This window comes from Marinilabilia salmonicolor JCM 21150, assembly GCF_000259075.1.
Taxonomy (GTDB): domain Bacteria; phylum Bacteroidota; class Bacteroidia; order Bacteroidales; family Marinilabiliaceae; genus Marinilabilia; species Marinilabilia salmonicolor.
In genome coordinates, this window is record NZ_AJKI01000014.1 from 38,937 (window position 1) to 52,377 (window position 13,441).

Consider the following 13,441-nt stretch of genomic DNA (forward strand, 5'->3'; position numbering starts at 1 on the left):
TTTGACAGACTTCTTCAGCCTATGAAAGGTTTTTTGACAATAACCCCCTCTCACCACTTTTTTAGTAACAAAACATTAAAAACAGCATTCAACAAAACATTTCAGGAAAACCTTTTGTTATTAAAGTGCAAGCTACAAAATACGTAAAAGCCCGTTTACAGAGAGGCTCTAAGAACATAGCAAAAAATAGGGCAACCGAACAGGGGAATTTTCGAAGGTTATTCTTTCAACAATCCGTTAACACTTTTTTATTGAAAGAAGACACAAAACACAACGCTGCATCAACAAGGCAAAAATCTATGAATCAGGCATATTTCACCCCTCCTTCTGTGCTTTGCCAAATAATTAAAGGCTTCCGCCCTGTTTTCGTAAGCGAAGAACATCATTTTTACTAAACAAAATATTTGTTAACCCAACTTTCAATACATAAAAAGAAAACACATGGAAAGAAACAATTCAAAAGTAAAATTTGCAGGAAACCAGGTAACCTTACTCGGAAAAGAGCCAAAAATTGGCGAAAGCGCACCTGAGTTCACCGTACTTGGGAACGATCTGAAGCCGGTAAAACTCACTGATTTCGACGGAAAAATTAAGGTAATTGCCATCTATCCATCCATTGACACAAGTGTTTGTGCAGCCCAAAACAGAAGGTTTAACCAGGAAGCTGACAAACTGGATAACGTGGTGGTACTATCCATCTCATGTGACCTTCCGTTTGCTCAAAAGAGATTTTGTGCTGCAGAAGGGCTTAACAACATTGTCACCCTCTCCGATCATAAAGACGTTGACTTCGGAACAAAATATGGCTTCCTGATGGAGGAATTCCGGCTGTTAGCCCGGGGAACCGTCATTATCGGGAAAGACAACAAAGTTAAATATGTGGAATATGTGCCCGAAGTTACTGAAGAGCCAGATTATGAGAAAGCCCTTGAAGTAGTAAAGGAACTTATTTAGTGTTTGTCTACAAAGTCCAACTTCTGCGTTGTTGCTCAAAATATAAACCCTCAAATACATTAGTATTCTGCGGTTTAGTTTTTTCACACGCCTTGAATTTAAACTTTCTATCTCAAACACGTGAAAAACGCTTAGTTTATGGACAGACTCTATTTAAGAAACAATAAACTGAGGGGATGGAGCTTGGGGCATGGAACCCCAAAAAAGAAAACTCCCAAAGAAGAAAACTTAAGGCTGCCCGTTTCGTGGCAGCCTTTTTTATCCCATAAAATCTTTGAAAGCATTATAACTAACACCGCCTGTTGACTGCTGACTTGTTTGCTGATCTTTCCAGTTACGAGCCAATTCTTTAAATACAGGATCTGCATGTTCCATAAACATTATGGTGGATTTACAAAAACGCGGTAACCCGCTGTCTTTGGGATCTTTCACTCTGTCTTTGGTACACCCCCCATAGCAGTGTTGTAACCAGGGACAGGTACGACATTTTCGGGGCAACTGGCTTTTTAGCTGTCCAAACTTCGTTTGTTTAGTAGAATTCAACAAATCCACCAATCTCTGTTCTCTGATATTCCCGAGTTTCCACTTAGGTTCCACAAAAAAATCACACGAATAAACATCCCCGTTATGCTCAACTGTAGGATAAACACCACACTCTTTATTCAATGTACACTCGGGTGCTTCCAGCCCCACGTAAGTATGAAAAATCGATTCGATAAACCTCACATTTGTGGTGGGCTGCCCATTCTCAAAATCCTGCAACCACAGATCGAAAACTTCGATCATAAACTGCCCGTATTGCTCTGCAGTGACTGAAAAATCAGCTGCTTTTTTAGGATTATCTTTATCCCGCTCCACAATTGGAATAAACTGCATCCACTCAAAACCCTGTTCCTTGTAGAATTCATACAACTCCCGGGCATAAGGCGCGGAATCACTGGTAATACAGCACATGGCGTTCACTGCCACATTGTGTTGCTGAAGCAGTTTACCGGTTTGCATTACCCTCTCCCAGGAAGGTTGTTCATTTTTCGTCAGACGATATTTATCATGAATATGTTGCGGTCCGTCAATAGAGAGGCCTACCAGAAAATGATATTCTCCCAGAAAATCGGCCCACTCTTCGTCAATAAGCATCCCGTTTGTTTGCAAGCCATTTCCAACCACTTTACCCCGGCCATACTTTTGCTCCAGCGCCACCACTTTTTTGTAAAACTCCAACCCCATCAGGGTAGGTTCTCCTCCCTGCCAGGTGATGGAAATATTTTCTCCGGATTGCTCCATCGCCTGTTTTATGAAAACCTCCAAGGTTGCATCACTCATTCTGTGCTGCCTGGACTCCGGATATAATGCTGCTTTCTCAAGATAAAAGCAATATCCACATCCCAGATTACAATCTGGCCCGGCCGGTTTTACCAAAATTGAATTGAGCGGTTTAAACTTTTTCTTCATCCTCCGAAAATAATAAAATCAACACACACCATAGATAAACTGCCCGTCATTAACCTAATAGTACGATCAAAAAATACTATTTCATATTTTACATTCCCTTTTCCCTTTCTGCATCGTTAAAATTTTTCACCGTAGCTATGGCTATGCCTCAAAATTTTGCCTTGCAGAAAGGAAAAATAAAAGCAAAATATTTGAAACACTATTTTACGAACGTACTACTAGTTTCAGAGGGCTCATCATAACTTTCCATTGGCTCACAGGTACACACCAGGTTTCTGTCTCCCCAGGCATCATCCACCCGTGCCACAGCCGGCCAGAATTTATTCTCACGAACCCAGGCCAGTGGGAAGGCTGCTTTTTCGCGTCCGTAAGGCCTTTCCCAGGCATCCGTTACCACAACCCTGTCGGGGTGTGGCGCATTCTTCAGCACATTATTGTCTCTGTCGGCAATTCCGGCCTCCACCTCTTTAACTTCAGCATAAATTGCTTTCAATGCATCGACAAACCGGTCAAGTTCCTCCTTCGATTCACTTTCGGTCGGTTCAATCATTAGCGTCCCATGGACAGGAAAAGAGACCGTAGGTGCATGATATCCATAATCCATCAAACGCTTGGCAATGTCTATCTCACTAATCCCGGTTGCCGCCTTCAGCTTCCGGCATTCAAGAATCATTTCATGTCCCACACGACCACTCTCACCAGAGTATAGGATTCCGTAATCATCTTTCAGCTCAACCGCCAGATAATTAGCATTCAGGATGGCCATTTTGGTGGCCCGGGTGAGTCCTTCTGCCCCCATCATCTTAATGTAACCATAGGTAATGGGTAACACACCGGGGCTTCCCCAGGGAGCTGCGGCAACAGCCGAAATGCCATCCCGAAGGTTATCAATGACAGTATGGCCCGGCAAAAAGCCTTTAAGGTGCTCCGCCACGGCAATTGGTCCAACTCCCGGACCGCCGCCACCATGCGGAATGGCAAAAGTCTTGTGCAAATTGAGATGACATACATCGGCCCCAATGATTCCGGGACTGGTAATTCCCACCTGGGCATTCATATTTGCACCATCCATATATACTTGTCCACCGTACTGGTGAATAATGCTGCAAACTTCCAGAATAGAAGATTCAAAAACTCCATGAGTGGATGGATAGGTAACCATAATGCAAGACAGCTCCTCACTGTGCTTTTCTGCTTTTCCTCTCAGATCCTCCACATCTATATTTCCTTTGTCATCGCACTTAACCACCACCACTTTCATGCCTGCCATCACCGCACTGGCAGGATTGGTTCCGTGAGCAGATGACGGTATAAGCGCAACATTTCGATGTCCCTGATTGCGGCTCTCATGATAGGTTCGAATGACCATCAGGCCGGCATACTCCCCTGCAGCACCTGAATTGGGTTGAAGACTCACATCCGCAAGACCTGTAATTTCAGCCAGGTCAGCTCTTAGTTCGTCCATTAACTCATGATATCCCCGTGCCTGCTCTATGGGCACAAACGGATGAATAGAAGTAAAGCCGGACCAGGTAAGGCCAAACAATTCCGACGCGGCATTAAGCTTCATGGTACAGGAGCCCAGAGAAATCATGGAGTGAGCCAGAGAAATATCCTTTCGTTCCAAACGCTTAATGTAACGCATCATTTCTGTTTCGGAACGGTAAATATTAAATACCTCTTGCTCCATAAAGGCACTTTCCCGTATAAATTTTTGCTCCAACGAATTATCTTCAGAAAAATCCTCGACATTCACACTGGTTTCATCCACCATGCCGGTGATGATGTCCACCAATTCCTGAACATCACTCTCAGAGGTGGTTTCATCAAGGCTGATTCCGATAAGCGTCGGGTCATCAAAATATCTGAGATTAATCTTCCTTTTGAGCATTTTTTGCCTTAAATCATCCACCGTCAATTGCCGGGGTAATGCAAACAGTACAGTATCAAAAAAATTACGATTAAAAACCTTGAACCCTTTGCTTTCAAGGGCTCTTTGAAGCTGAACTGTTTGTTTGTGCACACGGCCTGCCATTTCTTTCAGCCCCTCAGATCCGTGCCAAACACCATAAAAGCCGGCCATTGTAGCCAACAGAGCCTGCGCAGTACAAATATTGGAAGTTGCCTTTTCTCTTTTGATATGCTGTTCACGGGTCTGAAGTGCCATTCGCAACGCAGGGTGACCTGTGACATCTTTCGATACACCAATAATGCGGCCCGGCAGTGATCGTTTATACTTTTCCGATGTGGCAAAAAATGCTGCATGTGGACCTCCGTAATAAAGTGGCACACCAAAACGCTGAGAGGAACCGAAAACAATATCCGCACCCCATTCGCCGGGAGGAGTAATCAGCGCTAATGAAAGCAAATCTGCCGCCACTGCCACTCGTCCTCCATTTGCATGAACAGTTTCTGTAAAACCACTAAAATCTCTTATTTCTCCACGGGAATCCGGATATTGCACAATTGCACCAAAGTGACGGGATCCATCATAAACATTGTTGCTAACCTCGACAAACTCCAGTTTTATGCCCAGAGGAACAGCTCTGGTCTCCAGCACCGCCCTGGTCTGCGGCCAGATATGTTCATCCACCAGACAAGAGTCAACGCCTGACTTTACCTGATCTCTGCTTCTGGTATTAAACATCATAATCATTGCCTCGGCCGCCGCGGTAGCTTCATCGAGCAATGAGGCATTTGCCAGAGGAAGTGCTGTCAACTCCGACACCATGGTCTGAAAATTCAGCAAAGCTTCCAGCCGTCCCTGCGAGATTTCAGCCTGATAAGGAGTATAAGAGGTGTACCACACCGGATTTTCCAAAACATTACGGATAATAACAGAAGGCGTAAACGTATTATAATAGCCCATACCGATATAAGTCCTGAAAATTTCATTGCGTGCTGCAATTCCACTTATCCGCTGCAAATACTCCTGCTCGGACAAAGCTGGCGACAAATTCAGCTCTTTATTCATTCGGATACCATCAGGAACTGCCTGATTGATCAGGTCATCCAGAGATGAAGCCCCAACACGCTCAAGCATCAGGTCTGTTTCGCGGGCGTCTGGCCCGATGTGCCGGTCTGCAAATTGACTCATATCGAACTATTTGGATAAAATATTAACTTTCAAAAAATGACTCAGGAATAAGTTTATAAAAGAACTAATAATTTCCAATTCCCACCAATGATTTTTATCAAAAGTCAGTCCGACAGAATCACCCCCCCCAAATTCCTAAAAAATAGTAATTTTAGATTCCCAATTTTATGAAGTTAGTATGAAAAGAGTCCTACCTAGTCGGAAAACCAAAACAGATAAGCCGGTCAATTCAAATTGCATCCGACTGTTAACATATACGCTACACTTAAAAGAAGTCATCAACAACAAGAAATTATTAAGTGTACTGCTAATTTTCCTGCTATTTGGTACACTCGCCCTTTCTCAGGAAAAAAACATTCGGATCATTGTAGAGTCATTGCCCGGAAGCACGCCATCTGCAGACACTATTTTTGTGTGCGGCAATTTCAACAACTGGCGAATTAATGATCCCGACTACCGCCTTCAAAGACAGCCCGACGGAAAACTATTTGTGACAATTCCACAAAACCAGGATACCATTGAGTTTAAATTTTCGAGAGGCGACTGGATGAAAATGGAGACCAATGCCAACAATTCCCATCTTCCCAACCGACAGTTGGCCGGTGAAATAAAAGAACCTGTAATGGTAAGAATTGAGAACTGGCAGGATATTGGAGGCCAAAGATCACTGCCTTTCTATGTTTTAATTTTATCTGCAGCTATCCTCAACGGGATTTTCCTGATCTTTCTGATAAAGAGAAAAGGACAAAAATACGACCGGAAGAAAAGTTCCAGAACAATACTCTGGTCTCTCTTCCTTATTTCGATATTACTGGGTGCTGTCCTTTTTGAATTTGCCAATCCGGTTTGGAAATTCAGGCTGATGCTGGGTTTTGAAACACTTTTATTTGCAGCAGCTCCTCTTGCTCTGATTTTTCTTAAGTCTTTCTATCCCACAGACAACACCCCCCTTGCCTTACCTCACTGGATTCCGGCACTCTTGGTTTTTCTTTTTAACACTCTTCGCTTTTCAGGAATCTGGAGGGCTCAATGGCTGCAATCACAAATAATAAGCGATTATTTTATTCCTGATGTTCTTTTATTATCCCTTGGAACGATTCTCTTTGTCGCATATATTCTTAGCTTCCTTTATAAAATGCCCGGTGGTAAAAAGAAAAAAAACAGGGGGAACGACATTCATAATTCACCAATGTTCTCCCCTGAAATTCCTGATCTAATCATCACTGCCGAAAATAAAACCAGTCAGCATCGGTTGCCGGAATGGTCCTTTTTGAAACTGGGAACTGCCATCAACCTGCTGGCTGTGGCATCAGGAGTAATTCTTTTTATTCTAAATGAATCAAAGGGCTTCATTATTCAGAACTATCAGGACATTCCTTTTTCCATCGCATCTCTGCAATTGTTCGTTATCTTCTATTATGTCTATTTCAATGAATCTCTTTTTCTACCCTCAAAAAACATTCATGAAAATGAACCAGACCTGGAACTGGCCGGAAAAATCCTGAATTTCATGCAAACTAAAAAGCCCTACCTCGATACAGAGCTCACTTTAGCAGGATTTGCTGAGAGACTGGAAATAAAACCTCATAGCATCTCCAAAACAATCAACGATTGCTTCAATAAAAACTTCAGGGATTTTCTGAATGAATTCAGGGTTATTGAGTTCATCCAAAAAATCAATTCAGGAAGTGCCAAAAACCGTACTTTTTTATATCTGGCCCATGAATCAGGATTCAATTCCAAATCTACCTTCAACCTGGCCTTCAAAAAAGTCACGGGTTTGTCTCCCCGGGAATATTTCAATACAAAAAGCTGAAGTTTATGATTACATGTGTCTTTTAAAAAATTGCTTCGTGGCATACCCTTGCATTTTAATTAAAATGGAAAGAATCTTTTATGACCAAACGATATTCCCGGCCATAGCAATAAAAGGCTATAGTTTAAAATAACGTTTTTGCAATCAGAGATTGCTTCGGGCAAGGCCCTCGCAATAAACAAAGTCGGCCAACACATTCCATATAAAAATAAAAAACGTTCATTGCTAGGACTCAGCCCGAAGCATTCTCTAAACATACACACGCAACTATAAATTAAAGCCCAACAAAAACACAACCCGCTTCTAAACAACGCCTTATACCTCCTAAAAGACAAATCAGCACTTACTTAATGGTCCTAAAACCCAAAATCAGTCGATTTTCGCCATCCTTTTTACAATATTGCCCATACTAAAATTTACTTCCCGCCATACAAAATCCCTTCAGTATGCAAAACGGGAATAGTATTAACAATCACAAAATTCCAGGTAAAATGAAAAAAATCTTTACTATGATGGGCATCTGTTTGCTGATGCTTTCCAATGGGTCTCTATTGCAGGCCCAGAATGATGTAATGCTTCAGGCTTTTTACTGGGATGTCCCTGTGGATGCCGCAAACAACAACGGTCATTGGTGGGACAACCTTTACAACAAAGCCGATGATTTCAAAGAAATTGGGATTACCGGCATATGGATTCCCTCTCCGGCCAAAGGAAATTGGGGAATATATGATATGGGGTACGGAATCTACGACCATTACGATCTGGGAGATTACAACCAGAAAGGATCTGTTGAAACAAGATTTGGGAGTCGTCAGGAATTACAGAGCATGATCTCTGCCATGCATGACACCAGCAACGGGAAGCCCAAAGTGGAAGTCTATGCGGATATTATTTTGAATCACATGTATTCATCTGATGAAGATGCAGAAGTCAACCCTGCTGTCAAACAATATGTTTTTGATGAAGCCTACCGCAACGGGCAGCAATATGTACCCTATCCGACCAACGAAATCATATGGACTATTGAAAATGCTCAGGCGGGCGACTATTACATTAAATTCAAAGGTTTTTATCTGGATTATGCTGCTTCTTACCAGGAACGCGCCTACGACATTCAGATAGATTACAACGACACAGGGTTTGGAAGTTCCTACTCCTGGGAAAGTGAGCCCAACAACGGGAACGGTGATACCAATACCTTCCCTGCTTCTGGCGAAACGGTGAGAGCATTTATCAACTCGGAAGGAGACATCGATGAATTTAAGGTCGTTGCCCCAGGAGGAAAAGACATCGTTATAAAACTCACTGCCAGACGACAGGCAGGAGAAGAATGGCTCTGGGCAGATCAGACCCATGGTTTTTATCCTTTTGAAATATGGTACAACGGTCAAAACTTTGCTGTCAATGAGCTTAAAGCCATCACTAACACAGGAATCTCTTATGTAAATCACACCGGCCAGGGAGAAGCCAATCTGGTTTGGGATTATTCCTATTTCCACCCGGTGGATGAGAATGACTGGCTCGGCAACTGGGGATCGGGAGATGAAATTATTTCCAATACCAAAGGGTTTGGTAATGATTTGAATACCTTTGACGCAAGAGTTCAATCCCGAATGAATGACTGGGGAATATGGCTGAGTGATGAAATTAATTTTGACGGATACAGACTCGATTTTGTACGTGGTTTTCAGGAAGCTTATGTGGCCAACTGGATTTCGAACCTGCCTCTTATCAATGATCAGCAAAGATTTATCGTTGGTGAATACTGGGGATCCGCATCAAGTATCCAAAGCTGGGTAAACAATGTGGCTGCCAACGGAGCTGATGCCGATGCTTTCGACTTCCCTTTGAAATCTACATTATCAAATATGTGTAACGGCGATGAAAGCTTCGATATGAACTGGCTCAACCATGCAGGAATGATCAGAAATGCTGATGGTAACAGCCTCCCGGGAACTTCAGTTGTTACCTTTCTCGACAATCACGACACCGGAAAAGAACACGACAAATGGGTGACCAAAGACTGGCATCTCGGATATGCCTATATGCTGACACACGAAGGAAAACCATGTATTTTTTATCCTCACCTATACGGAGTGAACCTTGTGGACAATCATGATGCTTCAGTACAAATTCAGGTTCCGGCTTCTCTGAAAGAGGATCTAAAAAAGCTGATTTTCATAAGAAACACCTATCTCAACGGTGGTTTATCTGTGATGAGTGAATCAGGAAATCCGTATCCCTCTTCCGACACCCACGATGTATATGTGGCAAGAAGAGAGGGAAACAGCAGCAAGAGCGGAGCCATTGTGGTGCTTAACAACAGCAACTCAACCAAAGGTCTTTGGGTGGATGCAACACCGCAGGGATGGACCTCGTGGACGGATAAGACTCTGGTGAATGCATTTGACGAAACACAAACCAGCCAGGTGTTCGGGGATGGCAGAGTATGGGTAGAAGCACCGGCACGTGGTTATGCAGTTTATGTGCTTCAGGAGGATTATGAAATTTACAATGATTTAAAAACTGTAACATCGGACAATGCCTTCCAGAACCAAACACCAGGTAATCAGAAGGATGACAAAATGAGTGTTTTCCCAAATCCTGTAAATGCTGGTCAGTCAATTCAGGTGTCAGGAGCCTTCGAAGGAGCAGTTCAGATTCAGCTTTTCGATAAACAGGGCCGGATGGTCTTTCACCAGAAAGAGGTCAAAACAATAGGTAATGATCTTAGCATCACCTGCCCTGTCATCAACCGGGGCGATTACATCCTCAGCGTAAAAGATTCAGAAAAATCGGAAAGTCGGTTTATCTCAGTACAATAAATCCGTAAACCATTAAATTTTGGAAGAAACAGCCCCACGTATGCAACCGGGGCTGTTTATATCAAAATTATAATCTGCAAAGAAAATATTTAGGCTATAGTTTAAAATAACGTTTTTGGAATTAGAGATTGCTTCGGTCGTTGCCAGAAGCAATCTTTAAACACCCACACGCAACTATAAACTTAAGCCAATATTTATTTGAACTCACTGTAAAAGTTCAGTTTGTATTATTCAAATCATTGGTGTCCGGTTAAAAAATAGAAAAAGGAAAATCCATCGCTACTGCAAAAACGGATTGGATCTTTTCTCTTCTCCAATGGTAGTTTTAGGTCCATGCCCGGAATAAACAGTAACATCATCAGGTAAAATCAATAATTTTTCCCGAATACCATCAATCAATTCATGCTGGTTCCCTCCCGGAAGGTCTGAGCGACCGATGCTTCCCTTAAATAAAACATCTCCGGCAAGAAGAACTTTTTCTTCTGCACAATAAAAGGCAATGCCCCCGGGTGAATGTCCGGGAACATGGATGACTTCAAAAGATACATCACCCAGCTCGATGTGGTCGCCATGATTCAGATATCGGGCCGGATAAGGAGGGTTCTCATTCAAATCCATTCCGAAGCCGGCAGCCATTTCTTTAGTGCGTTCCACTAAAAAAGCATCACCTTCATGCCCTATGGGTTCAAGTCCCCACTTTTTGGTAACAAACCCCGTACCCAGCACATGATCAACATGTAAATGTGTTTGAAGCAACAGTTGCGGACGAAGATTTAGTTCCTCAATTTTTTCAACCAACCGCTCCTCTTCATGTGGGAAAAGCATTCCGGGATCCACGATTGCACAAACTCCACTATCCGTATATACCAAATAAGTATTTTCCTGAAAAGGGTTGAATACTAAACTTTCAACATGTATCATAACAATTAGATCTTTCTGGTTCCTGTTTACACTAAAAAATGCGCTATCTACTTTGCGATTCCTTTGAGCAGGGGCACAAAGGCAAAATCTCCAAAACTCTCCTGTTCGAAGTCATCTTCTGCTAAACGTTTAATTCGGATCATTGTTTGCGACTTCAGCCCCACAGGCAGCACTATTATTCCTCCAACTGCAAGTTGAACCAGCAGCCCGGTCGGGACTGATTCAGCTCCGGCCGTAACAATAATCCGATCAAAAGGTGCTTCATCGGGCAACCCAAGATTCCCGTCACCCAGAAAAAGTCTTATTTCCTTATAACCTGTTTTCCGAAGCAACGTTTGGGTCTTCTCATACAATTTTTTCTGTCGTTCCACCGAATAAACCTCAGCTCCCATCTCGGCAAGCACTGCTGCCTGATAGCCTGATCCGGTACCTATTTCCAGCACCTTACACCCGGGGGAAACCTCAAGCAAACTACTCTGAAAGGCTACAGTATAAGGCTGGGAGATGGTTTGTCCCTGACCTATCGGAAAAGCTTTATCCTGATAGGCCAAATGAACAAAAGAAGGGTCCATAAAAAGATGCCTGGGAACCCGGCCAATGGCTTCAAGTACCATCTTTTGAGTAATCCCCTTTTTTTCAACCTCTTTCACCAGACGATTTCGTAATCCCTGATGCCGAAAAGAATCATTTACATTAAACATGGAACAAAAATAGCCTGATGACCGTAAGAAAACAAAAAAACATCTTCATTCTGATGCCGTTGGTCAAAAAAAAGACCTTTCACGATACAAAAGCATACCAAAATTAGGAACTATACGTACTTCTTATTGTAAATTGTAATTGAGAAACCAACCTTTAACCCGGAACATTGACCTCGTCGAACTTCGTTTAATAAATTTTTGTTAGGATGTTCAACTGCTGGATAGATGCATGCATTGTCAGGAAAATTGATTTAAAAAGTTTTAATTATCCCCCATCAATTTTCTTTACGACTGCCTTTTTCAACCTGACATCTAAAACACTTACATCCAAGACCCATAAACATAAATTAGACATTGTCAATAAAACAGCTTTTATAACCTGAGAAATCCTCCCCATAGATTAAGAAACTGTTTTAGTTTTTATGAAAATCACGGAAGAGATGCATTGCTCTATATTTTGAAAGTATATAATCCCAGACAGACAACGCAGAACATCCGACCAAACATTATCTGTGAATGAAGTTTACCAATAAAAAAACAAAAAAGAGTTCAGCCCGAACTCTTTCAATCTTGTTTTTTCAGGAGACGAAAGAGAGTATACTGAAGAGCCTTCAGGAATACATTGAATGGAATCATTTTACGCAGACTCAATATTTCAACACTCATCCACTACCTTTAAAATTCAAATACTCGGGAGACGTGACCGATTTTCAGCAATCGTTTCCGCAAAAACCTACGCATGAATTATTTGTGGTGGGCACCCCTCCGGACGGACTGGTTTCGCACGAAATATTGCTTACATTAAAACTCTCGGGTGCCATCATAAAACTTATTCCTGCAGAAATAGATCTTCTTACCGGACTTGTAGAAATAAGCCACATCCATGACATTCCGCACATAAAGCTCTTTCCCGATAAAATCGGTACAACTCAAAAATACCTGAAAAAACTTTTGGCCATTTTCATTTCCATTCCGGGAATTATCCTGACCGGACTCATGTTGCCGTTAATTACCCTGCTGATCAAAACGACCTCCCGGGGACCTGTACTTTACAGACAAAAGAGACTGGGTAAAAATGCCCGACCTTTTACGCTTTATAAATTTCGGACCATGCGAGCCGATGCAGAAAAAGATGGCCCTCAGCTGTCAGGAGACCATGACACGAGAATTACCCGGACCGGGAAATTCCTCAGATACTGGCACATTGACGAGTTGCCTCAATTCTGGAACATTCTCAAAGGGGACATGGCATTGGTAGGCCCCCGACCGGAACGCCCTTTCTTTGCACATTTTTTATCTCAGAAAATCCCTTACTACAAAGTCATTTATCAGCAGAAACCGGGACTTACCTCTCTGGGAATGATAAAATATGGTTATGCAAGCAATACAGAAGAGATGACAGATCGCCTGTTCTATGACATTGTCTATCTTAACAATCCATCCCTCGCGATGGATTCCAGAATACTATTGAGCACCATCCGTTACCTGGCACTAAAGATATTTTACAGCCCATCAGAAAAGAGACGAGAGAAAAGACAGGATGAACTGAAAACGCTTACGTCAAGTAATGACCCCATTGTACGATGGTTGTCCTTTCAAAACAAAGTAAATGGTTAGTGTTTAAGCCTTAACCAACAAAAAAGGCCGGAATTTTCCGACCTTTTTTGACTATGAA

8 protein-coding genes are annotated in these 13,441 nt (G+C 42.4%); 4 read left to right on the forward strand and 4 right to left on the reverse strand.

Annotated elements, in window-relative coordinates; translation table 11 throughout:
- Window positions 1-441 precede the first annotated feature (441 nt).
- The gene (tpx, locus tag W7W_RS0109440; RefSeq protein ID WP_010663537.1) at window positions 442-954 is read left to right on the forward strand and encodes a thiol peroxidase; all 513 of its coding nucleotides are present in this window, start codon (window positions 442-444) and stop codon (window positions 952-954) included.
- 258 nt (window positions 955-1,212) lie between these two features.
- Here the strand turns inward: tpx and W7W_RS0109450 are convergent, their stop codons facing one another.
- Window positions 1,213-2,406 (reverse strand): anaerobic sulfatase maturase, encoded by a 1,194-nt coding sequence (locus W7W_RS0109450; RefSeq protein ID WP_010663538.1) that lies wholly within the window; start codon window positions 2,404-2,406, stop codon window positions 1,213-1,215.
- 199 nt (window positions 2,407-2,605) lie between these two features.
- Window positions 2,606-5,503 carry an aminomethyl-transferring glycine dehydrogenase gene (gcvP, locus tag W7W_RS0109455; RefSeq protein WP_010663539.1) on the reverse strand — a complete coding sequence of 966 codons (2,898 nt, stop codon included), beginning with the start codon at window positions 5,501-5,503 and terminating at the stop codon, window positions 2,606-2,608.
- Window positions 5,504-5,681: 178 nt separating this feature from the next.
- Between gcvP and W7W_RS0109460 the strand changes: the two genes are divergently transcribed.
- Entirely contained in the window at window positions 5,682-7,319 is a 1,638-nt protein-coding gene (locus W7W_RS0109460) for a helix-turn-helix domain-containing protein (RefSeq protein ID WP_081485169.1), read from the forward strand.
- A gap of 491 nt (window positions 7,320-7,810) precedes the next feature.
- Window positions 7,811-10,144, forward strand: coding sequence for a T9SS type A sorting domain-containing protein (locus tag W7W_RS0109465; protein WP_044084697.1), 2,334 nt, complete (start codon window positions 7,811-7,813; stop codon window positions 10,142-10,144).
- A 279-nt stretch (window positions 10,145-10,423) separates the two neighbouring features.
- Here the strand turns inward: W7W_RS0109465 and W7W_RS0109470 are convergent, their stop codons facing one another.
- Window positions 10,424-11,065, reverse strand: a complete 642-nt coding sequence (locus W7W_RS0109470; RefSeq protein ID WP_010663542.1) for an MBL fold metallo-hydrolase — start codon at window positions 11,063-11,065, stop codon at window positions 10,424-10,426.
- 47 nt (window positions 11,066-11,112) lie between these two features.
- Window positions 11,113-11,766, reverse strand: coding sequence for a protein-L-isoaspartate(D-aspartate) O-methyltransferase (locus W7W_RS0109475; protein ID WP_010663543.1), 654 nt, complete (start codon window positions 11,764-11,766; stop codon window positions 11,113-11,115).
- A 516-nt stretch (window positions 11,767-12,282) separates the two neighbouring features.
- On the opposite strand from W7W_RS0109475, the gene W7W_RS0109490 reads away from it, so the two are divergent.
- Complete coding sequence (locus tag W7W_RS0109490; RefSeq protein WP_010663544.1) at window positions 12,283-13,383, forward strand: sugar transferase; 1,101 nt, start codon at window positions 12,283-12,285, stop codon at window positions 13,381-13,383.
- The last annotated feature ends 58 nt before the right edge of the window (window positions 13,384-13,441 follow it).